Raw genomic sequence first — 21,583 nt, forward strand, 5'->3', positions numbered from 1 at the left:
GGAGTGGGTCCGTTTCTACGTTGCTCATATGATGATCGGATTCTCTTCCCGGGTGACCGTGTCGACCGGTGCGCTCTGCGTGGCGGGGCTCATGGCGCTGATGCCCACGGCGGTGGCCGGCACCCGCGGGGCGGAGCCCACTCCGCCGGGCGGGCCGAAGGCCGCGGCCCCGCACCCCTCGCTGCTGTACCGGCCCGGTACCCAGGTCCGCCCGCGCGCCGGTGCGCCTCGTGTCCCCAAGGTCTCCGCGCTGTCCTGGGTGGTGGCCGACGCCCGCACCGGAGAGGTGCTGGCCGCCCACAACGCTCACCGCAGACTGCCCCCGGCCAGCACCCTCAAGACCCTGTTCGCCCTCACCGTGCTGCCCGGGCTGCCGGCGGGCATCCGGCACACGGTGCAGGCACGGGAACTGCGGGGCATCGGTGCCGGCAGCAGCCTGGTCGGGGTGGCCGAGGGCCGCTCGTACCGGATCGCCGACCTGTGGCGCGGTGTCTTCCTCAACTCGGGCAACGACGCCGTGCACGTCCTCGCCGAGCTTAACGGCGGCTGGCGGCTCACGGCCCGGCGCATGCAGGCCAAGGCCCGCTCCCTCGGCGCCCTCGACACCCACGTGGTATCGCCCGACGGCTACGACGCGCCGGGCCAGGTGTCGTCGGCGTACGACCTGGCGGTGTTCGGCCGGGTGGGGCTGCGCAACCCCGACTTCGCCCGGTACTGCGCCACGGTCGAGGCGAGGTTCCCCGGCGGCGGCGACTGGTCGTACCCGATCCTCAACACCAACCGGCTGCTGAGCGGCACCAAGGGCGTCAAGCCGTACCGGGGTCTGATCGGCATCAAGAACGGCTACACCAGCAAGGCCGGCAGCACGCTGGTGGCGGCGGCGCGGCGGGGCGGGCGCACCCTGGTCGTCACGGTGATGAACCCTCAGGAGGGCGGCGGGTCCGCCGTGTACGAGGAGGCGCGCTCACTGCTCGACTGGGGGTTCGGGTCGGCCGGGAAGGTCGAGGCGGTGGGTTCGCTCGGCGCGCCCCCGGCCCCGGCCAGGCCGGCGACCACACCGCCCGCGGTCGCGGCGGCCGTGCCGGAGGAGCACGGCTCGGCCTGGACGGCGGCGGGGCTGATCGCGGGGGCCGCCGGCACGGGCGCGGCCGTCGTGGTGCTGGTGCTGCGGCTCCCGGTCCGCAGAAGCGGGCGGAACTGACCCACCGGCAGCCACAGCAGCAGCCCCGGGGTGATCCAGGCGTAGGCGTTGCCGCCCAGGAACCCGTCGATGCCGGAGGCGTCGTCGAACCACAGCCACACCACGCTCGTGCACAGCACCGCGTACAGGGCGCCCGCCACCCGGGGGCGTCCCGCGCGGATCAGCACGGCGAAGGACGGCAGCAGCCACACGAGATGGTGCACCCAGGTGATCGGGCTGACGAGACAGGCGGCGAGGCCGGTCAGGGCGAAGGCGGCCGTCCAGTCCCCCGCGTCGGCCGCCCGGCGCGTCCGCACCGCCCACACACCGAGGACCAGCAGGACCGCCGTCGCCCACACCGCGCGGTCCGGTTCGCCCAGCCGGGCCAGAATGCCCTGCACCGACTGGTTCGAGACGTACCCCAGGCGCCCGACGCGGTCGGTGTCCCACAGCGCCTCGGTCCAGTAGAACCGCGAGGCACCGGGGTCCACCCCGGCGGCGAGGGCCGTGGCCCCGAGGGCGACGGCCGTGGCGACCGCCGCCGCGCGCCACCGTCTTGCCACCAGCAGCAGGCCGATGAACAGCGCCGGCGTGAGCTTGATCGCCGCCGCGAGCCCGATGCCGACGCCCGCCAGGCGTCCGCGCCCCGAGGCGAGCAGCGTCGCGTCGGCGAGGACGAGCGCCAGGAGCAGCAGGTTGACCTGGCCGAAGCCGAGGGTGTCGCGGAGCGGTTCGAACAGGGCGAGGAGACAGGCGAGCAGGGACCGTCCGAACCAGCCGTGACGCCGCCAGTGCGGTCCGGCGAGCAGGCGCAGGATCACGGCCAGGGCGGCGAGGTTGAGCAGCAGGGCGGCGGCGATCGCGGTGCGCAGGCTCAGCAGCGCCATCGGGAGCATGGCGACGGCGGCGAACGGCGGGTAGGTGAAGCCGTACGCCGTGCCGGGCACCCGGTAGTCGTAGAGACGGCCGCCGTGATGGACCCAGCTGTCGATGCTGCCGTGGTAGACGCGCAGGTCGAACCAGTCGCGCAGCAGGGGCACCGTCGCCCGCCGCCAGGGACAGGCCGAGCGCGTACACCGGCCGGGGGCGCAGCCTGAGCCAGATCAGCACGATCGCGGTCACGGCCGCCACGATGCCCAGCGTGTGCCAGGCGGGGATCGCCAGGGGCGCGAGATCGCTGCCGAGGTGCTCCAGCAGGGCCTGGGTGGCGCGGCCGAGGAGGGTGGTCAGGGCCCAGTTCCGGGAGGAGACGGGGGTGTTCAGGGCGCCGACCCAGCCGTATCCGGTGCCGGCCGCGGCCGTGGCGGCGATAGTGGTCGCCACGGCCGCGACCCCGGTGGCGGCGATGGCCTTCCCCAGGCCGCGGCCCGCGCGGACCTGGAGGACGACGACGGCGGCCAGACCGAGCACGGCGGGCGCCTTGACCAGTGCGGCGAGGGTGACGTGCGCGGCGCCGAGGACCGGCCACCGGCCGAGTGCCGCCACCAGTCCGGCACCGAGCAGGCCGAGCATGACGGCGTCGTTGTGGGCGCCCGCGACGAGGTGCAGCAGAACAAGGGGATTGAGGGCGCCCAGCCACAGCGCGGCGGACGGGTCGGCCCCGCTGTGCCGGGCGAGGCGCGGCAGCGCCGCCGCCATCAATGCCACTCCGGCGAGCGCGACGAGCCGCATGCCGAACAGTCCGGCGGACAGTTCACCGCGGGTCAGACCGGACAGGGCCGCCGCGACGGCGAGGAACACCGGGCCGTACGGGGCGCCGGTGTGCCGCCAGATCGGGGCGACCTCGTCGGCGAGCGGGCCGCCGAGCCGGGAGGGCCCGTGCGCCTACACGTCCAGGTGCGCCTGGACCATCGCCCCTTGGGCGAGGTAACTGTAGACGTCCCGGCTGAACAGCGGCGGGGCGAGCAGCAGCGGGGCCGCCCAGGCGGCGAGCACCATCAGCAGGGCACGGGGGGCGGGCGGGCGCGGCCCGCGCACCAGCCGGCCCAGCAGCGCCCAGGCCGCGATCAGCAGGACCACGCCGAAATAGACACCGACCAGGCCGAGGGCGGCGCGGGCGGAGGCCGGGTGCAGGAGGTCGCGCACGGGCAGGGCTCCGGCCGTCTCACCGCCTGCCGCGAGGAAGGCGGTACCGGCCAGACCGAGTATCTGGCAGCGACGGAGATCGACGGGGAAAGCCATGGCCAACACTCGGGCAGCGTGTCAACGAGGGGTGGCTCGAAAGCGACGTGGAGCGCTCCGGCGGAAAGCCGACGTGTGTCCGGCCGGTGATCGGGCGCGGAGCGGTGGGGACCGGCGGCACCGGCCGGGCGCGAGACGGTGAGGACCGGCGGGCACCGGCCAGGCGCCAGACGGCGGGCACCGGCCAGGCGCCAGACGGCGGGCACCGGCCAGGCGCCAGACGGCGGGCACCGGCCGGGCGCGAGACGGTGAGGGCCGGCGGGCACCGGCCAGGCGCGGTGGTGCCGGAGTGCGGGCTCGGCGTGGCGTGTCGCGCAGTTCCCCGCTCCTTCTAAGGCGTCCCGCCGACGCCCGCCGAGAGGTTGCGTCAGAACACCGACAGGCCCGTCAGCGTCGTGAATCTGTCCAGGGCCGCCACGCCCGCCACCGAGTTGCCCCGCTCGTCCAGGCCCGGGCTCCACACGCACAGGGTGCAGCGGCCGGGGACGACCGCGATGATGCCGCCGCCCACGCCGCTCTTGCCGGGCAGGCCCACGCGGTAGGCGAAATCACCGGCCGCGTCGTAGGTACCGCAGGTCAGCATGATCGCGTTGATCTGCTTGGCCTGGCTGCGGCTGAGCAGGCGCGTGCCGTCGGCGCGGACCCCGTGCCGGGCGAGGAAGCCCGTGGCGAGGGCGAGGTCGGCACAGGACGCGGCGATCGAGCACTGCCGGAAGTACTGCTCCAGCAGCGTCGGCACGGGGTTGTCGATGTTGCCGTACGAGGCCATGAAGTGCCCGAGCGCCGCGTTGCGGTCGCCGTGGGCGGTCTCGGACGCGGCGACCTCCTGGTCGAAGGTCAGGCCGGGATTGCCGCTCTCCGCCCGCAGGAAGGCCAGCAGTTCGCCCGACGCGTCGCCGGTGCGGGTGTGCAGCCGGTCGGTGACGACGAGGGCGCCGGCGTTGATGAACGGGTTGCGCGGGATGCCGTTCTCGTACTCCAGCTGCACCAGGGAGTTGAAGGGGTTGCCGGAGGGCTCGCGGCCCACGTGTTCCCACAGGGCGTCGCCCTCGCGGGCCAGGTCGAGGGCGAGGGTGAAGACCTTGGTGAGGGACTGCGCGGAGAACGGCTGCCGCCAGTCCCCCACCCCGTACACCGTGCCGTCGAGGTCGGCGACGGCCATGCCGAAGCGGCGCGGGTCGCAGGCGGCCAGCGCCGGGATGTAGTCGGCGGGCCGCCCGCGCCCGGGGGTCCGCTCGATCTCCTCGGCGATGCGCTCCAGGACCGGCTGGAAGGTCGTCGGCGATGTCATGATCGCTATTGTCCCTCCGCCGGTCCCGGTGCGCTGTGCAGGTCAGGCCGGTGCGTGGCCGCTGCCGGCGAGGATTTCGGGGCGCAGCAGACCGGCGAGGGTCTCGGCGGGCAGCAGGCCCTTCTCCAGGACGAGTTCGGCCACGCCCCGGCCGGTGGCCAGGGCTTCCTTGGCGATCTCGGTGGCGGCCGTGTAGCCGATGTGCGGGTTGAGGGCGGTGACCAGCCCGATGGAGTTCTCCACACTGGCGCGCAGCGCCTCGGTGTTGGCGGTGATGCCGGCCACGCAGCGCTCGGCCAGGGTCACGCAGGCGTTCCGCAGATGCGTGATGGACTCCGACAGGGAGTGCAGGATGATCGGCTCGAAGGCGTTGAGCTGGAGCTGTCCGGCCTCGGCGGCCATGGTGATGGTGACGTCGTTGCCGATGACCTCGAAGGCGACCTGGTTGACGACCTCGGGTATCACCGGGTTGACCTTGCCGGGCATGATGGACGAACCGGCCTGCGCGGGCGGCAGGTTGATCTCGCCCAGGCCGGCCCGCGGTCCTGAGGACAGCAGCCGCAGGTCGTTGCAGCTCTTGGAGAGCTTGACGGCGATGCGCTTGAGCACGCCGGACATCTGCACGAAGGCGCCGCAGTCCTGGGTCGCCTCGACCAGGTCGGGCGCCGTGACCAGGGGCAGTCCGGTGATGGCCGAGAGGTGGCGGCGGGCCGCTTCGGCGTATCCGGCGGGGGCGTTGAGGCCGGTGCCGATGGCGGTCGCGCCCAGGTTGATCTCATGGATCAGCTGCACGGCCTCGGCGAGCCGGGAGCGGTCCTCGCCCAGCATGACGGCGTACGCGGAGAACTCCTGGCCCAGCGTCATGGGGACGGCGTCCTGCAACTGGGTGCGGCCCATCTTGAGCACGTCACGGAACTCGACGGCCTTGCGGGCGAACGTGCCCTGGAGGACGGACATCGCGTCGAGCAGCCCGCGCACCGCGAACACCGTCGCGATCTTGACGGCGGTCGGGTAGACGTCGTTGGTGGACTGGCCGAGGTTGACGTCCTCGTTGGGGTGCAGGAACCCGTACTCGCCCTTGGCGTGGCCCAGCAGTTCCAGCGCCCGGTTCGCCACGACCTCGTTGGCGTTCATGTTGGTGGAGGTGCCGGCGCCGCCCTGGACGACGTCCACCACGAACTGGTCGTGCAGCTTGCCGTCGCGGATCTCACGGCAGGCCTCGACGATGGCGGCGGCCTTCCTCGCCTCCAGCAGCCCGAGTTCCTCGTTGGCGAGGGCGGCGGCCTCCTTGACGGCGGCGAGGGCGTCGATCAGGTGCGGGTAGGCGGAGATGGGCATGCCCGTGATCGGGAAGTTCTCCGTGGCCCGCAGGGTGTGCACACCCCAGTAGGCGTCGGCGGGAACGTCACGGTCACCGAGCAGGTCGTGCTCGGAGCGGGTGGCGGCGGTCATGACGGCGAGGGTCCTCTTCTCTGAGGTACAGGGTGGGAAGTGCCCCTGAAAGGGGCGCGGGGAACTGCGCGAGCAGCCATATGCGGCCCGCAGCCGCCGACGGGCAGATCCGGCACGGCGTCAGACGCGGGCCGCACCGGCGACCGGCTCGAGCGAGCGAACGGGCCGCACCCGCCCGACCTCCTGCCCACCACCGAGCAGCGGCTCGCCCTGGAACTCCGTGAGCAGCTCCGGGTCGACGCCCGCCCGGGCCAACGCCGCGGCGGTCACCGGCACACGGGCCCGGTTCGCACCATCCGCGATCTTCACCGCGACGGCCCGCCCATCGGCCAGCGCGGCGACCTGCACGCCCTCGAAGCCGTCCTTGGACAACAGCCCCGGCACGGCCCGCATCAGCGCGGCGACGTCCCGCCCGGAGCCGGAGGCCATCTCCGCGTGCTCCCGCATGGCGTCGGCGACCCGCGCCTCCGGCGTGCCCGGGGCGGCGGTGACGATCCGCGCGGTGGCCCGGGCGAGGCCGTGCAGGGAGAGGGAGAACAGGGGCGCGCCGCAGCCGTCGACGGTGACCCGGGCGATGCGCTGCCCGGTGAGGTCCTCGACGATCTCGGCGATGGCCTGCTGGAGCGGGTGGCCGGGGTCGAGGTAGTCCTCCAGGGGCCAGCCGTTGAGGACGCAGGTGTAGAGCATGGCCGCGTGCTTGCCGGAGCAGTTCTGGGCGAGCCGTGAGGGCAGGCGGCCCTCGCGCACCCAGGCGTCCCGCACGACCGGGTCGAACGGCAGGTCCGGGACGTTGCGCAGGTGGTTCTCGGTGAGCCCGGCGAGTTCGAGGATGCGCCGGGCGCCGGCGAGGTGGCGTTCCTCGCCGGAGTGGCTGGCCGCGGTCAGGGACAGCAGTTCGCCGTCGAGCGGCAGCCCGGCCCGGGCCATGGCCACGGCCTGGACCGGCTTGATCGCGGACCGGGGGTAGAAGGCGGCCTCGATGTCTCCGATCCGGAGCCGGACCTCCCCGTCGGCGTCGATGACGACGACGGAGCCGTAATGGGTGCCTTCGACGATGCCGCCGCGGACCAGGTGGGCGACGGGGGCGTGGGCGGGTTCACGGACAAGGGGTGCGTCCGCGAGGGAACTGCTGAACATCACTGCCTGCTTCTCTGGGAGCGGCGCGTTCCTCACGCGCCGGCTCCGGTGGTGGACTTGCGTGCGATACGGCCGCGGATGGCGAACCACCCGGCGACCAGGGCCCCGACGATCAGCGGCAGGCACAGCACGGTGGTGCGTCCCGCGCCGCCGTCGGCGTACATGAGGACCAGGACGGAGGCGAGGAAGGCCAGCGTCACGATCTCGGTCCAGGGAGATCCCGGGAGCCGGTAGCCCGGGCGGGTCAGCTCGCCCTTCTGCGTCTTCTGCCAGAAGAGGAGGTGACAGAGCATGATCATGCCCCAGGTGGCGAGGATGCCGATGGCGGCGAAGTTGAGCACGATCTCGAACGCCTCGGCGGGCACGACGAAGTTGAGGCCGACGCCCAGGACGCAGATGCCGCTGGTGAGCAGGATGCCGCCGTAGGGCACCTGGCTGCGGCTCATCACGGAGGTGAACCCGGGCGCGGAGCCGGCCATGGCCATGGAGCGCAGGATGCGGCCGGTGGAGTACAGGCCGGAGTTGAGGGAGGACATCGCGGCGGTGAGGACGACGAGGTTCATCACGCCGCCGGCCGCCGGGACGCCGATGTTGGACAGCACCGTCACGAAGGGGCTCTCGCCGGCGGTGTACTTGTTCCACGGCAGCAGCATCGACAGCAGCACGACCGAGCCGACGTAGAAGACGCCGACGCGCCACATGATCGAGTTGATCGCCTTCGGCATGATCTTCTCGGGGTTCTCGGTCTCGCCCGCGGCGACGCCGACCAGTTCGACGGAGGCGTAGGCGAAGACGACGCCCTGGATGATCAGCAGCATGGGGAGCAGGCCGTGCGGGAAGACACCGCCGCTGTCGCCGATCAGGGACGGGCCGGGGACGTGTCCGTCGACGGGGTGCCGGGTGACCAGCAGGAAGATGCCGATGCACATGAAGACGACCAGGGCGCCGACCTTGATGATCGCGAACCAGAACTCCAGCTCGCCGAAGATCTTCACCGAGATCAGGTTCACGGTGAGCACCACGGCCAGCGCGATCAGGGCGATCACCCACTGCGGGATGTCGGAGAACATGCCCCAGTAGTGGGTGTAGGTGGCGACGGCGGTGATGTCGGCGATACCGGTGGTGGTCCAGTTGAGGAAGTACATCCAGCCGGCGGTGTAGGCGCCCTTCTCCCCCATGAATTCACGGGCGTACGACACGAAGGCGCCCGAGGAGGGCCGGTAGAGCACGAGTTCGCCGAGGGCACGCACGACGAGGAAGGCGAAGAGGCCGCAGACCGCGTAGGCGATGAAGAGGGAGGGCCCGGCGTCGGCGAGGCGGCCGCCGGCGCCGAGGAACAGGCCGGTGCCGATGGCTCCGCCGATGGCGATCATGTTGACGTGCCGGGACTTCAGGGACTTGCTGTAGCCCGCGTCTCCGGCGTCGACATGGCCGGAACGTTTCTGCACTCCGTCGTGCAGGGACTGCTCGCTCACGCCTCGGTTCCGCCTTCCATAGGGGTGTCCGTGCGCGAGGGACGCACGATGTCGGTGAGGGTCGTCTCGACGCGGTCGAGGTGGTGGGCCATGGCCTCCACCGCGTCGTTCTCGGAACCGTCGACCAGGGCCTCGACGATCGCCCGGTGCTCGCGGTTGGCCTGGTCGCGGCGTCCGCCGAGCTCGTTCAGGAACGCCGACTGGCGGGCCAGCGCGTCCCGGATCTCCTCGATGACCCGGCGGAAGACCGGGTTCTGGGCGGCTTCGGCCACGGCCAGGTGGAACAGCGTGTCCATGGCGACCCAGGCGGTGGTGTCCGTCTCCCGCTCCATGCGGTCCAGCAGGTGGGCCAGGTGGTCGAGGTTCTCCGGGGTGCGGCGCCGGGCCGCGTACCCGGCGACCGGGATCTCGACGTGGCGGCGCACCTCCATCAGATCGCTGGCCGCGTAGTCGCCGAAGGTGGGGTCCTCGACGGCACTGGCGACGACGAACGTGCCCTTGCCGGTCCTGGACACGGTCAGGCCCATGGTCTGCAGGGCCCGCAGCGCCTCGCGCAGCACGGGCCGGGAGACCTCGAGAGTGCGGCACAGCTCCGCTTCGGAGGGGAGCTTGTCGCCGATGGCGTACTCCCCGCTCTCGATCGCGCCGCGCAGGTACGCCAGGACCGCTTCCATGGCACTGACGCGTCGCACCGGCTGTCCGGCTGTCCGGCTGTCTGACAGGTTCACGGGGGTGATACTCCGCGCACCGGGACGCGGCTGTCAAGGGGGGTGCCCTGAAGAGGCGCGGGGAACGGCGCGACCGGCCACGATGGCGCCGCAGACGGGCGACGGCGCCCCCGTCGGCACGCTCAACTGCTGAGCACACCCGCTCCGAGCAGGCCGAACAGCAGCACTCCCACGACGATCCGGTAGATCACGAAGGCGTTGAAGGAGTGCTTGGCGACGAACTTCAGCAGCCAGGCGATGGAGGCGTACGCCACGACGAAGGAGACGACGGTGCCGACGGCGAGCGGGGCGGCGCCCACCCCGGTGCCCAGGGCGTCCTTGAGCTCGTACAGACCGGCACCGGTCAGCGCGGGGATGCCGAGGAAGAAGGAGAGCCGGGTGGCGGCGACGCGGTCCAGGTCGAGGATCAGCGCGGTGGACATGGTGGCGCCGGAGCGGGAGAAGCCCGGGAAGAGCAGGGCGAGGATCTGGGAGCTGCCGACCAGCATGGCGTCCTTGAAGGAGGTGTCGTCCTCGCCCCGCTTGTGCCGGCCCATCTGGTCCGCCGCCCACATCACGGCACTGCCGACGATCAGCGAGCCGGCGACCACCCACAGCGAGGCGAGCGGGCCCTCGATGAGCGGCTTGGCGGCGAGTCCGACGACGACGATCGGGATCGTCGCGCAGATGACCCACCAGGCGAACTTGTAGTCGTGGTGGTACCGCTCCTCGCGGTCGCGCAGGCCCCTGCCCCAGGCGGAGACGATCCGCACGATGTCCTTGAAGAAGTACACGAGCACCGCGGCGATGGCGCCGACCTGGATGACGGCGGAGAACCCGATCACGGCGTCGTCGTCGACGGGGATGCCCATCAGACCCTCGACGATCTTGAGATGGCCGGTGGAGGAGACGGGCAGGAACTCGGTCACCCCCTCGACGGCTCCGAGGACGACGGCCTGACCGACGCTGATGACGCTCATGGGATCCAGTTCTGCTCGAAGGAGGCGGGGAGCGGAGGGGACAGTCTTACTACACGCGGGCGAGGACGCTTCTCACGTTCCCGGCCCGCCGGCGCCCCTCATGGAGCCGCCTTACCCGCACCCCTCACCCGCGCCTCACAAGCGCGCGAGGGCCGCCCCCGCGAAGGCCGCCCCGAGGCCGGCCAGCACACTCGCCACCACGTTGACGGCCGCCTGCCCGCGAGCCCCGGTCTCCGCCAGCCGCAGCGTCTCGTAGGAGAAGGTCGAGTACGTCGTCAGCGCCCCGCACAGACCGGTGCCGAGCAGCAGTTGAAGGTGGGTGGCGGCGCCGGTGAGCAGGCCCAGGATCAGCGAGCCGGTGACGTTCACCGTGAAGGTGCCCCAGGGGAAGACCGAGTCGTGGCGCGCCTGGACCGCACGGTCGGTGAGGTAGCGCAGCGGGGCGCCTACCAGCGCGCCGCCGACGACCAGCAGCCAGTTCACAACGACTTCTTACCCTTCGGGTCCGTCGCGCCGGGCGTGTCGTCCCGGCCGGTGGTGGGGGTGCCCCCGGTCGAGCGAAGCCGAGACCGGGGGAGGATGACCTCGCACTCGTCGAGGGTCACCAGACCCTCGGTGACCAGGTCGTCGAGTTGCGGCAGGAAGGCGCGGACGCGTGCCTCGGTGTCGACCACGACCACGGCGATCGGCAGGTCCTCGCTCAGGGACAGCAGCCGCGAGGTGTGGATCAGGGAGGACGCTCCGAAGCCCTCGACGCCGCGGAAGACGCTGGCCCCCGCGAGCCCGGCCGCGTGGGCCCGGTGGACGATCTCGGAGTAGAGGGGCCTGTGGTGCCAGGTGTCGCTCTCGCCGATGAAGACGGTCAGGCGCAGGGCCCTGCCGGTCAGCCTTGTCATCGTCGCCTTCCTTTCAGGGCGCGGCGGGTTCCTCCGGCCGCGAGCCACACCGCCGTGAGTGCCGCGAGCGGGGTCGCGACGAGGTAGGCCAGGCCGGTGGCGACGTGGCCGCCGTCGAGGAGCCCGCGGATGTCGACGGCGTACGTGGAGAACGTCGTGAAGCCGCCGAGGACGCCGGTGCCGAAGAAGGGGCGCACGAGGGGGTGGGCGGTCCGGACCTCGGTGATGACCACCATGAACACGCCGATCACGGCGCAGCCGGCGATGTTGACCCACAGGGTCCACCACGGGAAGCCGTCCGGAGGCGTGGGCCACCGGAGGGAGGCGGCGTACCGGGCGGCCGCTCCCGCTCCCCCGCCGAGCGACACGACCGCGACGACGGGCGCCTGGGCGCGCCAGGAACGCTGCCGTGGGGTGGAGGCCTGCGCACGGAGGCTCTCGGGGGATGTCATGGGGATCGTTCTCCTACTCGCCGGGAGCCCGGGTCGTACGGGCGCGTGCCGTCGCAAGTAGGGACCGTTGGCGGCGTCCTCGCCGCGGTTCGGGTACGGCGGGCCCCACCGCCGCGCCGCGACGGGTCGCGGCCGGAGTTCAGGTTAACCCGGGCCCGGGGCGGGGTCACTCCGAGGTGGGCGTGGAGGTCGGCGGGGGCGGGCTTGAGGTCGGTCCGGGGCAGGCTGGAGGGCGCTGCGGTGCGGGCTCGAGGTCACTTCGGGGCGGGTGGTTCGCAGACCGCCACGCCCCGTTCCCGGATGCTGCCCAGGATCAGGTACCCGCCCGCCGCGCAGACGCTGGTCGGCATGCGGAAACCGGAACGGCGACGGGCCAGGTGATGGACGACGCGGCCCGCGTCGTCGAAGGCCTGGACGGCGATCGTGCCGGTGGGGCGGAACGGGGCGCGCACGGCGACGCGGGCGGCGGCGGCACGGACGCCGGGCGCGCCGCGGTGCAGGAGGTCCAGGGCGGGGACGCGGGGTCCGGCGAGCGCGACCCAGATCGGCCCGTCGGGCGCGCCGCGCCAGAGGTTGTCGGGCATGCCCGGAAGGTTCTCCGCGAACGGTTCGCTCCGGCCCGCCTTCGGTCCCGTGAGCCAGTGGCGCAGGAGCCGGCGGGCGCCGGTCTCGGCGACGACGAGGAAGGACTCGTCCGCGCCGACGGCGATCCCGTTGGCGAACCGGAGGCCGTCCAGCACCACCTCGGGTGTGTCGTCGCCGGGGGCGAGCCGCAGCAGCCGTCCGGTTCCGGTGTGTTCGACGATGTCGCCGATCCACTGCTCCAGGGGGTACCGGCGGCTGGAGACGGTGAAGTAGACGCTGCCGTCGGAGAGGGACACGGCGTTGCTGCAGAACCGCAGCGGCTCGCCCGCCACCGAGTCGGCGAGGATGCGGACCGTGCCGTCGCCGGTGTCGACGCGCAGCAGGCCGCGTTCGGCGTCGCACACCAGCAGGTCGCCGTCCGGGAGGAGTTCGAGTCCGAGTGGCCTGCCGCCGGTCTCGGCGATCACCTCGGCCCGGGCCCTGACCGGGTCGCCGAGGGCGTCGAGGGCGTCGAGCCGCAGGATGCGCCCGTCCGCGACGCCGGTGAGGACACGGCCGTGCGGGTCGGCGACCACGTCCTCGGGGCCGGGGCCCACCGCGAGGTAGTGGCGGGGCACGAGTGCCGTGGGACGGTCCATGAGGCGGGTGTCCTTCACCATCGGGGGCGGTGGCGCTGTACCGGGTCGCCTACCAGCCCTTTTCAAACATCCGGGCGACCTCGGCGATCCGCATGTCGTCGCGGTGGTAGCGCACACGGCCCGCGGACCTGCTGGTGCGCAGCACGCCGGTGGCCTCCAGCAGCCGGAGGTGGGTGACGGCGACCGGGCGGGGGATCGAGAACCGCTCGGCGACGGCGTCCGCGGTGACACCGTCCGCGGCGGGACCTGGTTCCCTCAGCCAGGCCAGGATGCGCAGCCGCGTCTCGTCCGTGGGAGTCCTCAGCATGTCGTGCCCCTGCCTCGCGGCTTCGCCTCTCACACCGCGTCTTCCCACTGTCGCGCAGTCGAAGCCACCGCGTACGGCGGTTCGGCATCGTTGACCGATACCGAACCGCCCTACCGCACACGGGAGTTCGCACAGAGGAGCGACCGGAGGGGAGGCCCCGGAGCGCAGGGCCTCCCCCGGGGCCGGTCAGCGGTGGCGGAACCAGGCCATCGAGGTCAGGGCCCGGTCGTCGTAACCGAACAGCGCCTGGTTCTCCCAGGCGTTGCCGGAGGCCGCGTCGGTGGGGTCCCAGCCGTTGCCGGGCACCGCGGTCCAGGTCGCCTCCCAGTAGAAGATGCCCAGGCCACGGCCGTTGGGGACGGCCTCCACGATGCTCGCCATGTCGTTCATCCACCGGGTCTGGCCGGCCACGCTCGCGGGGTAGCCGGAGACCAGCTCGTCCGCGGTGTCGATGATGTTCGCGTGCGCGTCGTCGCTGTCGAGGCGGAACGGGTAGGCGGTCTCGGCGACGAAGACCGGCTTGCCGTAGCGGGTGGCCGCGTCGTCGAGGGTCGTCTGGAAGTCGGCCAGGGTGCCGTGCCAGTAGCCGTAGAAGGACAGGCCGATGGCGTCGAACTTCACACCGTTGGAGCGCGCGCGGTCGAACCACCAGCGGGTGCCCTCCAGGTCACCGCCCTTGGCGAGGTGCAGGGCCACGGTGGTGGACGGGCTGACCGCCTTGACCGCGTCATGGCCGGAGTTGAGCAGACCGGCCAGCTGCGTCCAGTTCGAGGTCGACCCCTCGTTCCAGAGCATGCCGCCGTTGATCTCGTTGCCGACCTGGACCATGTCGGCGGTGGTGCCCTGTGCCTTGAGCGCGTTCAGCACGTCGTAGGTGTGGTTGTACACGTCGGTCTTGAGTTGGGCGTAGGAGTGTCCGGCCCAGGCGGCGGGCTTGTCCTGGCGGCCGGGGTCGGCCCAGAAGTCCGAGTAGTGGAAGTCGACCAGCAGCTTCATGCCCTGGGCCTTGACGCGCTTGGCCGTGGCCAGGACGCGGGCCTTGTTGTTGTAGCCGTCGGCCGGGTTCACCCACACCTTCAGGCGGGCGTAGTTCATGCCGTTCGACTTGAGGACGGCCAGGGGGTCGGCGGCGGTGCCCGAGCCGTCGCGGTAGACGCCGCCCCTGGCCTCGCTCTTGGCCAGGGACGAGATGTCGGCGCCCTTGATCGGCGTACCGGACGTGCCGGTGGTGAAGGTCAGGTCGTCGACGTTGATCCAGTTGCCCGCGTTGGCGTCACTGCTGACGCTGATCGTGCACTGGTTGGTGGTGACGCCGACCGGCACCACGATCCGGATCCACCCGTCGGCCGAGACCGGCAGGTCGGTGCGCTGCTCGGCGCCGCCGCAGTTCTTCAGCGCCAGGAAGGCGGACTTCTGCCCGCCGCCCGAGCGCACCCAGGCGGTGAGTTTGTAGTTCCCGTTGGCGAGTCCGGACAGGTGCTGGGACGTCTCCACCTTGTACGCCGACGAGGACCAGTGGCTCAGGCGGTAACCGCCGCCGTGGCCGCCGGGCTCGGTGAACGAGGCGCCGGTGTCGCCGTTTTCGGACCAGCCGCTCGGAGTCGCGGTACCCGCGCCGCCGCTCTCGAAGCCGCCGTTGGTCAGCGTGCTCGCGGCGTGGGCCGGGGCGGCGGGCAGGGCGGTGAGGGCGAGGCCCGCGGCGAGCGGCAGCAGCAGGGTTCTGAGGGTGCGTCTGGGATGGAACATCGTCGTCCGTCGTCCCTTCGACGTGGGGGTGTGGGGAGTGCCCCTCACCAGGAGGCAGGTGAGGATCCCTCCGCCCGCGGCTCGTGGCTCGCGCGGGCGGAGGGAGTCGGTTCAGCCGTCGAGCCGGACGACCCGGACGGCTCCGGCCGGGACGGCCAGGCGGCCGGCGGCGCGTTCACCGGTCAGCAGCTCGGTGCCGGGGGCCTCCAGCGGCACCTTGGCGTCCGAGCCGGTGTGGTTCACCGCGAACAGGTAGGTGCCCGACTCGCCGGTGCGGCGGACCACTTCGACGTCCCGGGGCAGATCCGTGCGCGGGGCGATCCGCGCGTCCTGGCTCGCCCGGCCGAGCAGCGTGTCGAGGCCGTCGGCGCCGAGCCGGGTGGAGACGTACCAGGCGGTGCCGGCACCGAAGCGGTGCCGGGTGACGGCGGGCAGCCCGGCGGTGAGGCCGTCGGCGTACGTCAGCACGGTCTCCGCGCCGCGCGGCACCACGAACTCCGTCCACACGTCCGCGGACAGCTCGGTTCCCCCGGGGCCGGTGACCCGCACCCGTTCGCCGGGCAGCAGCGGGGAGAACTCCTCGACGGTGAGGCCGAGGACGTCTCGCAGCGGGCCCGGGTAGGCGCCCTCGTGGACGGCGTCGTGCTCGTCGACGATGCCGGAGAAGTAGGAGACGACCAGCGTGCCGCCCCTCTCGACGTACGCGGTCAGATTGCGCCCGGCCGCCTCCGTCATCAGGTACAGGGCCGGTACGACCACCAGGGGATACCTCGACACATCGGCTTCCGGATGGGCGAAGTCGACGGTCAGGTGGCGGTCGTAGAGGGCCTCGTAGAAGGAATCGGCGCGTTCGCGGGCGTCGTGGTCGACGCTGGGGCGCCAGTCGAGGTTCTGCGCCCACCAGGAGTGCCAGTCCCACAGCACGGCGACGTCGGCGCGGGTGCGGGTGCCGCGGATCTCGCTCAGCGCCTCGACGGACGCGCCGAGTGCGACGACCTCGCGCCACACGCGGGTGTCGGTGCCGCCGTGCGGGACCATCGCCGAGTGGAACTTCTCGGCGCCGCGACGGGACTGGCGCCACTGGAAGAACAGGGCGCCCTCGGAGCCGCGGGCCACGTGCGCGAGGGAGTTGCGGGCCATCTGGCCGGGGGCCTTGGCGGGGTTGCGCGGCTGCCAGTTGACGCCCGAGGTGGAGTGCTCCAGCAGCAGCCAGGGGGCGCCGCCCGCGACGGACCGGGTGAGGTCGGCCGCCATCGCCAGGTTGACGTGGGTGCGGCGGCCGTCGGTGATGAGGTAGTGGTCGTTGGTGACGAGGTCGACCTCGCGCCCCCAGGCCCAGTAGTCGACGGAGTCGCACTGGCTGAGGGCCGTCATGAAGTTGGTGGTCACCGGCACACCCGGGGAGAGGCGGTGCAGGATGTCCCGCTCCGCGACGAAGTTCTCGCGCATGGTGGCGTCGGCGAACCGCTTGTAGTCCAGCGCCTGGCCGGGGTTGACGGCCGCCGGGGTGAGCCGGGGCGGGTTGATGTCCTCGAAGGCGGCGTAGCGCTGGCCCCAGAAGGCCGTGCCCCAGGCCTCGTTGACGGCGTCGACGGTGCCGTAGGTGGTCGCGAGCCAGCGGCGGAAGTGGGCGGCGCAGGAGTCGCAGTAGCAGGCCGAGACGGGGACGCCGTACTCGTTGTGCACGTGCCACATGGCCAGGGCCGGGTGGTCGCCGTAGCGCTCGGCGAGCTTGCGTGTGATGGCCGCCGCGGCCTCGCGGTAGTGGGCGTTGCTGTGGCAGATGGCCGCGCGGGAGCCGAACTCGTAGCGCAGGCCCTCGGCGGTGACGGGCAGCGCTTCGGGGTGGGCCCGGTAGAACCAGACGGGCGGCACGACGGTGGGGGTGCCGAGGTCGGCGCGGATGCCGTGCTCGTGCAGCAGGTCCAGGAGCCGGTCCAGCCAGCCGAAGTCGTAGGTGCCGGGTGAGGGCTCCAGCAGCGCCCAGGAGAAGATCCCGACGCTCACCAGGGTGACGCCGGCCTCCCGCATCAGCCGGACGTCCTCCTGCCAGACGCTTTCCGGCCACTGCTCGGGGTTGTAGTCCCCACCGAAGGCGAGCCTGGTCAGGCCCCTGGGGGTGGTCTCCGGCATGGATGGTCTCCCGGTCGAAGGATCAGAATGGGAACGTGCACACACCGAGGCGCGGTGCGGAGCCCAACATAACCGCACAGCAACAACCATTGACAAGTGTCGTGAGTGTTTCTCTACTGTGAACGCTCACAGAAGCATGGCAGGGTCTTCGCAGCAGGCGGGGACCCCAGGTCAGGGGAGAGATCCATGCCGTACACGAAGCGCCGCCGCCTCGTGACAACCGCCGTCGCCGTCGCGCTCGGTGCCACCAGCCTCGCCGCCTGCGGTTCGGACGACGGGGACAGCGACACCGGGTCGGGACCGGTCTCGCTGACGTACTGGACCTGGACACCCGGCATGGACAAGGTCGCGGACCTGTGGAACAAGGGGCCGGGCAAGAAGGACCGGATCACCGTCACGGTGAAGAAGCAGGCGTCCGGCGACACGCTCGTCACCAAGATCCTCACCGCCCACAAGGCGGGCAAGGCGCCCGACCTGGTGCAGGCCGAGTACCAGGCGCTGCCCACCCTGGTCAGCAATGACGCGCTCGCCGACATATCCGGGGAGGTGGGTGAGGCGAAGGACCGCTTCGCCGACGGTGTCTGGCAGCAGACGACGCTGGGCACGGACGCGGTCTACGCGGTCCCGCAGGACATCGGGCCGATGATGTTCTACTACCGCGAGGACCTGTTCAAGGAGTACGGCCTGACGGTGCCGACGACCTGGGACCAGTTCGCGCAGACCGCCCGCAAGCTGAAGGAGGTGGCTCCCGGCAAGGAGCTCACCACCTTCTCCGCCAACGACTCCGGCCTCTTCGCCGGTCTCGCCCAGCAGGCGGGCGCGAAGTGGTGGACGACCTCCGGCGACCGGTGGAAGGTCTCCATCAACGACGCGGCGACGCGGAAGGTCGCGAAGTTCTGGGGCGGCCTGGTGAAGGAGGGCGCCATCGACAACCAGCCGATGTACACCCCGGCATGGAACAAGGCGCTCAACACCGGCAAGCAGATCGCCTGGGTCAGCGCCGTGTGGGCACCGGGCACGCTGACCACCGCCGCACCCGAGACCAAGGGTAAGTGGGCCATGGCCCCGCTCCCCCAGTGGTCCGCGAGCGAGAACCGCACCGGCAGCTGGGGCGGCTCCTCCACCGGCGTCACCACCGACTCCAAGCACCAGGAGGCCGCCGCGAAGTTCGCCACCTGGCTGAACACCGACGGCGAGGCCCTGAACGCGCTGGCCAAGGAGAGCGGCATCTACCCGGCCGCCACCAACGCCCAGACCAGCGGCGCCTTCCTCGAGCCGCCGGCCTACTTCTCCAACCAGGCCGACTTCTACCGCAAGGCCGCCGACATCGCGGAGACCACCGCGCCCTCCGCCTGGGGCCCGAACGTCAACGTCGCGTACACCACGTTCAAGGACGCCTTCGGTGCCGCAGCGAAGAACAAGTCGGACTTCGGTGCCGCGCTGGACCGGATGCAGGCCGACACCGTCGCCGACATGAAGAAGCAGGGCTTCGAGGTAGCTCGGTGAGAAGCACGGCACGCCGGCAGTCGTACGGGGTCGAGGGGGCCCCGTACGGCCACCCGTCTCCCCGCACCACCCGCAGGCGGGCGCGCAGCGCCCCCTACGTCTTCCTCCTCCCCGCGACGATCCTGTTCGCCCTGTTCTTCGCGCTCCCCATCGGCTACGCGCTCTGGCTCAGCTTCCGCAAGGAGAAGGTCTCGGGCCTCGGCCTGGGCTCCGGCGCCCGCAGGGAGGTCTGGGCCGGCCTGGAGAACTACACCGACGCCCTCTCCGACAGCGAACTGCTGCGTGGCGCCCTGCGCGTGCTCGGCTACGGGTGCATCGTCGTGCCCGTCATGCTCGGCCTGGCCCTGCTGTTCGCGCTGATGCTCGACTCCGAGAAGGTGCGGCTCGCGCCCGTCACCCGGCTCGCGATCTTCCTGCCGTACGCCATCCCCGGTGTGGTGGCCGCCCTGCTGTGGGGCTTCTTGTACCTGCCGGACGTCAGCCCCTTCTACTACGTGCTCGACAGGTTCGGGATGCCGCAGCCCGACCTGCTGGACGGCGGGCCGCTGTACCTGGCCCTGTCGAACATCGCGGTCTGGGGCGGCACCGGCTTCAACATGATCGTCATCTACACCTCGCTCCAGGCGATCCCGGCGGAGGTGTACGAGGCCGCGAAGCTGGACGGCGCCACCCCGACGCAGATCGCGCTGCGGATCAAGATCCCGATGGTGGCGCCCTCACTGGTGCTGACCTGTTTCTTCTCCATCATCGCGACGCTCCAGATGTTCAACGAGCCGACCACTCTCAAACCGCTCACCAACTCCGTGTCCACGACCTGGAGTCCGCTGATGAAGGTGTACCGGGACGCCTTCGGCGAGGGCGACATCCACGGGGCCGCGGCGCAGGCCGTGATCATCGCCTTCGCCACGCTCCTCCTCTCCTTCGGCTTCCTGCGGGCCGTGAACCGTCGTCAGAAGCAGGAGGCCGCTCGATGAGCTCCCTCGCCGTTCCCCAGGCGGAGCCGAGGGCGGGCAGCACGCCCGGCGCCGCCCGGGACCGCCGTCCGCCGCTGCGCCGCCGGATCGCCCTGATCCCCACCGTCACCCTGCTGCTGGGCGCGCTCTACTGCCTGCTGCCGGTCGCCTGGGTCGTCATCGCCGCCACCAAGTCCGGGCGCGAACTGTTCTCCACCTTCACGTTCCTGCCGGGCACGGGCTTCACCGACAACGTCAGGGACCTGAACGCCTACCGGGACGGCGTCTACTGGAAGTGGATGGGCAACTCCGCGCTGTACGCCGGTCTCGGGGCGCTGCTGTCGACGGTCGTGTCGGCGGTCAGCGGCTACGCGCTCGCCATCTACCGCTTCCGAGGCCGCGAGGCGCTCTTCAACGTGCTGCTCGCGGGTGTGCTGATGCCGCCGGTGATCCTGGCCGTCCCCCAGTACCTGCTGATGGCGAAGGCCGATCTCACCGACTCGCACCTGTCCGTCCTGCTGCCGCAGATCCTCTTCCCCTACGGCGTCTACCTCGCGCGGATCTACGCGGCCGCCGCGGTGCCCTCCGACGTGGTCGAGGCGGGACGCATGGACGGGGCGAGCGAGTGGCGGATCTTCACCCGGATCGCGCTGCCGATGATGATCCCCGGGATGGTGACAGTGTTCCTGTTCCAGTTCGTGGCGATCTGGAACAACTTCCTGCTGCCGTACATCATGCTCAGCGACGACGAGAAGTTCCCGATCACCCTCGGCCTGTTCACGTTGCTGGAGCAGGGCGCCAACACCCCGGCCCTGTACACCCTGGTCATCACGGGCGCGTTCCTCGCGGTGCTGCCGCTGATCGCCCTCTTCCTGGTCATCCAGCGCTTCTGGAGTCTGGATCTGCTCTCCGGAGCCGTAAAGTCGTGACCATGAACGCTGCGGGAGGCAGGCGCAGGCCGCCCACGATCCACGACGTGGCGCGCGAGGCGGGAGTCTCGCGCGGCACCGTCTCGCGCGTCCTCAACGGCGGCCACTACGTCAGCCCGGCCGCCCAGGAGGCGGTCAACGCGGCCATCCGCAGAACGGGTTACGTGGTCAACCGGCACGCCCGCTCCCTGATCACCGGGCGCTCGGACTCGGTGGGCTTCCTGCTCACGGAGCCGCAGGAGCGGTTCTTCGAGGACCCCAACTTCAACGTCCTGCTGCGCGGCTGCACCCAGGCGCTCGCCGCGCACGACATCCCGCTGCTGCTGATGCTGGCCGGCACCGAGGACGAACGGCGGCGGATCACGCGGTACATCACCGCCGGACACGTCGACGGAGTGCTGCTCGTCTCCAGTCACTCCGGTGATCCGGTCGTCGAGCGGCTGCGCGAGGCCGGGGTGCCGCTGGTCGCGTGCGGCAAGCCGATCGGGGTGGCCTCCAAGGTGAGTTACGTGGCCGCCGACGACCGTGACGGCGCCCGGGACATGGTGCGCCATCTGTTGTCGCTCGGGCGGCGCCGGGTGGGCACCGTGACCGGTCCGCTGGACACGCCCGGCGGTGTCGAGCGCCTCGCCGGCTACAAGGAGGTGCTCGCGCAGGCGGGCCTGGACTTCGACGAGCGGCTGGTCGTCTCCGGCGACTACAGCCGGGCGAGCGGCGAGGCGGGCGCCGAGCGGCTGCTGGCGCAGGCCCCGGACGTCGACGCGGTGTTCGTGGCCTCCGACCTCATGGCGCAGGGCGTGCTCGCGGCCCTCCAGCGGGCGGGGCGGCGGGTGCCGCAGGACGTGGCGGTCGGCGGTTTCGACGACTCACCCGCCGCCGTGGCCTCCAGCCCCGAGCTGACGACCATCCGGCAGCCCTGGGATCGCATCAGCGCCGAGATGGTGAGGGTGCTGCTCGCGCAGATCGGGGGCGAGGACCCGGCGGCGGTGATCCTGCCGACGGAGCTGGTGCGGCGGGAGTCGACGTAGCGCCGCG

18 protein-coding genes and 2 pseudogenes are annotated in these 21,583 nt (G+C 71.7%); 5 read left to right on the top strand and 15 right to left on the bottom strand.

Features of this window, described 5'->3' with window-relative positions:
- Positions 1–28 precede the first annotated feature (28 nt).
- Positions 29–1,201 (top strand): D-alanyl-D-alanine carboxypeptidase family protein, encoded by a 1,173-nt coding sequence (locus AC0665_RS17295; protein ID WP_468405971.1) that lies wholly within the window; start codon positions 29–31, stop codon positions 1,199–1,201.
- 224 nt (positions 1,202–1,425) lie between these two features.
- Here the strand turns inward: AC0665_RS17295 and AC0665_RS17300 are convergent.
- The 15 genes and pseudogenes from AC0665_RS17300 to AC0665_RS17370 form a co-directional block, all read right to left on the bottom strand.
- Positions 1,426–2,220, bottom strand: a pseudogene (locus tag AC0665_RS17300) (glycosyltransferase family 87 protein); the annotation flags it as partial.
- Between the two features lie 7 nt (positions 2,221–2,227).
- Positions 2,228–3,361: pseudogene (mptB, locus tag AC0665_RS17305) on the bottom strand (polyprenol phosphomannose-dependent alpha 1,6 mannosyltransferase MptB); the annotation flags it as partial.
- 367 nt (positions 3,362–3,728) lie between these two features.
- The gene (locus AC0665_RS17310) at positions 3,729–4,652 is read right to left on the bottom strand and encodes a glutaminase (RefSeq protein WP_468405969.1); all 924 of its coding nucleotides are present in this window, start codon (positions 4,650–4,652) and stop codon (positions 3,729–3,731) included.
- Positions 4,653–4,694: 42 nt separating this feature from the next.
- Positions 4,695–6,104: an aspartate ammonia-lyase gene (gene aspA, locus AC0665_RS17315; protein ID WP_478705276.1), complete on the bottom strand. Its 1,410-nt coding sequence runs from the start codon at positions 6,102–6,104 to the stop codon at positions 4,695–4,697.
- A gap of 120 nt (positions 6,105–6,224) precedes the next feature.
- Positions 6,225–7,241, bottom strand: a complete 1,017-nt coding sequence (locus AC0665_RS17320) for an asparaginase (RefSeq protein WP_478610125.1) — start codon at positions 7,239–7,241, stop codon at positions 6,225–6,227.
- Positions 7,242–7,273: 32 nt separating this feature from the next.
- A complete protein-coding gene (locus AC0665_RS17325; RefSeq protein WP_468405963.1) occupies positions 7,274–8,716 on the bottom strand; it encodes an amino acid permease in 1,443 nt (480 codons plus the stop codon).
- Positions 8,713–9,390: a FadR/GntR family transcriptional regulator gene (locus AC0665_RS17330; protein ID WP_478610167.1), complete on the bottom strand. Its 678-nt coding sequence runs from the start codon at positions 9,388–9,390 to the stop codon at positions 8,713–8,715. Before AC0665_RS17330 ends, AC0665_RS17325 begins: the two co-directional genes overlap by 4 nt.
- A gap of 176 nt (positions 9,391–9,566) precedes the next feature.
- The gene (locus AC0665_RS17335) at positions 9,567–10,403 is read right to left on the bottom strand and encodes an undecaprenyl-diphosphate phosphatase (protein ID WP_478610123.1); all 837 of its coding nucleotides are present in this window, start codon (positions 10,401–10,403) and stop codon (positions 9,567–9,569) included.
- Between the two features lie 135 nt (positions 10,404–10,538).
- Positions 10,539–10,886, bottom strand: coding sequence for a fluoride efflux transporter CrcB (gene crcB / locus AC0665_RS17340; protein WP_478610122.1), 348 nt, complete (start codon positions 10,884–10,886; stop codon positions 10,539–10,541).
- Positions 10,883–11,299: a DUF190 domain-containing protein gene (locus AC0665_RS17345; RefSeq protein ID WP_468405959.1), complete on the bottom strand. Its 417-nt coding sequence runs from the start codon at positions 11,297–11,299 to the stop codon at positions 10,883–10,885. Before AC0665_RS17345 ends, crcB (AC0665_RS17340) begins: the two co-directional genes overlap by 4 nt.
- Entirely contained in the window at positions 11,296–11,751 is a 456-nt protein-coding gene (gene crcB / locus AC0665_RS17350; protein WP_478610121.1) for a fluoride efflux transporter CrcB, read from the bottom strand. Before crcB (AC0665_RS17350) ends, AC0665_RS17345 begins: the two co-directional genes overlap by 4 nt.
- A gap of 254 nt (positions 11,752–12,005) precedes the next feature.
- A complete protein-coding gene (locus AC0665_RS17355) occupies positions 12,006–12,974 on the bottom strand; it encodes an SMP-30/gluconolactonase/LRE family protein (RefSeq protein WP_478610120.1) in 969 nt (322 codons plus the stop codon).
- Positions 12,975–13,023: 49 nt separating this feature from the next.
- Positions 13,024–13,281, bottom strand: a complete 258-nt coding sequence (locus AC0665_RS17360) for an ArsR/SmtB family transcription factor (protein WP_468405954.1) — start codon at positions 13,279–13,281, stop codon at positions 13,024–13,026.
- 186 nt (positions 13,282–13,467) lie between these two features.
- Entirely contained in the window at positions 13,468–15,027 is a 1,560-nt protein-coding gene (locus tag AC0665_RS17365) for a glycoside hydrolase family 53 protein (RefSeq protein ID WP_478610119.1), read from the bottom strand.
- A gap of 111 nt (positions 15,028–15,138) precedes the next feature.
- Positions 15,139–17,160 (bottom strand): beta-galactosidase, encoded by a 2,022-nt coding sequence (locus AC0665_RS17370; RefSeq protein WP_478610118.1) that lies wholly within the window; start codon positions 17,158–17,160, stop codon positions 15,139–15,141.
- A gap of 186 nt (positions 17,161–17,346) precedes the next feature.
- Here AC0665_RS17370 and AC0665_RS17375 point away from each other — a divergent pair, with 186 nt between their 5' ends.
- The 4 genes from AC0665_RS17375 to AC0665_RS17390 are packed head-to-tail and all read left to right on the top strand — an operon-like array spanning position 17,347 to position 21,576.
- Positions 17,347–18,666, top strand: coding sequence for an ABC transporter substrate-binding protein (locus tag AC0665_RS17375; protein ID WP_478610117.1), 1,320 nt, complete (start codon positions 17,347–17,349; stop codon positions 18,664–18,666).
- A complete protein-coding gene (locus AC0665_RS17380) occupies positions 18,663–19,640 on the top strand; it encodes a carbohydrate ABC transporter permease (RefSeq protein ID WP_478610116.1) in 978 nt (325 codons plus the stop codon). Before AC0665_RS17375 ends, AC0665_RS17380 begins: the two co-directional genes overlap by 4 nt.
- The gene (locus AC0665_RS17385; protein WP_468638357.1) at positions 19,637–20,548 is read left to right on the top strand and encodes a carbohydrate ABC transporter permease; all 912 of its coding nucleotides are present in this window, start codon (positions 19,637–19,639) and stop codon (positions 20,546–20,548) included. Before AC0665_RS17380 ends, AC0665_RS17385 begins: the two co-directional genes overlap by 4 nt.
- A complete protein-coding gene (locus tag AC0665_RS17390; RefSeq protein WP_468638356.1) occupies positions 20,545–21,576 on the top strand; it encodes a LacI family DNA-binding transcriptional regulator in 1,032 nt (343 codons plus the stop codon). Before AC0665_RS17385 ends, AC0665_RS17390 begins: the two co-directional genes overlap by 4 nt.
- Positions 21,577–21,583 lie beyond the last annotated feature (7 nt).

Source organism: Streptomyces sp. NPDC043685 (assembly GCF_056436585.1).

What these genes read in the sequence shown, in the direction of transcription:
- AC0665_RS17370 (WP_478610118.1), bottom strand. Translation starts at nt 17,160, where the DNA reads ATGCCGGAGACCACCCCCAGGGGCCTGACCAGGCTCGCCTTCGGTGGG.
- AC0665_RS17365 (WP_478610119.1), bottom strand. Translation starts at nt 15,027, where the DNA reads ATGTTCCATCCCAGACGCACCCTCAGAACCCTGCTGCTGCCGCTCGCC.
- AC0665_RS17295 (WP_468405971.1), top strand. Translation starts at nt 29, where the DNA reads ATGATGATCGGATTCTCTTCCCGGGTGACCGTGTCGACCGGTGCGCTC.
- aspA (WP_478705276.1), bottom strand. Translation starts at nt 6,104, where the DNA reads ATGACCGCCGCCACCCGCTCCGAGCACGACCTGCTCGGTGACCGTGAC.
- AC0665_RS17355 (WP_478610120.1), bottom strand. Translation starts at nt 12,974, where the DNA reads ATGGACCGTCCCACGGCACTCGTGCCCCGCCACTACCTCGCGGTGGGC.
- AC0665_RS17330 (WP_478610167.1), bottom strand. Translation starts at nt 9,390, where the DNA reads ATGGAAGCGGTCCTGGCGTACCTGCGCGGCGCGATCGAGAGCGGGGAG.
- AC0665_RS17320 (WP_478610125.1), bottom strand. Translation starts at nt 7,241, where the DNA reads ATGTTCAGCAGTTCCCTCGCGGACGCACCCCTTGTCCGTGAACCCGCC.
- AC0665_RS17310 (WP_468405969.1), bottom strand. Translation starts at nt 4,652, where the DNA reads ATGACATCGCCGACGACCTTCCAGCCGGTCCTGGAGCGCATCGCCGAG.
- AC0665_RS17345 (WP_468405959.1), bottom strand. Translation starts at nt 11,299, where the DNA reads ATGACAAGGCTGACCGGCAGGGCCCTGCGCCTGACCGTCTTCATCGGC.
- crcB (WP_478610121.1), bottom strand. Translation starts at nt 11,751, where the DNA reads ATGACATCCCCCGAGAGCCTCCGTGCGCAGGCCTCCACCCCACGGCAG.
- AC0665_RS17375 (WP_478610117.1), top strand. Translation starts at nt 17,347, where the DNA reads ATGCCGTACACGAAGCGCCGCCGCCTCGTGACAACCGCCGTCGCCGTC.
- AC0665_RS17385 (WP_468638357.1), top strand. Translation starts at nt 19,637, where the DNA reads ATGAGCTCCCTCGCCGTTCCCCAGGCGGAGCCGAGGGCGGGCAGCACG.
- AC0665_RS17360 (WP_468405954.1), bottom strand. Translation starts at nt 13,281, where the DNA reads ATGCTGAGGACTCCCACGGACGAGACGCGGCTGCGCATCCTGGCCTGG.
- AC0665_RS17335 (WP_478610123.1), bottom strand. Translation starts at nt 10,403, where the DNA reads ATGAGCGTCATCAGCGTCGGTCAGGCCGTCGTCCTCGGAGCCGTCGAG.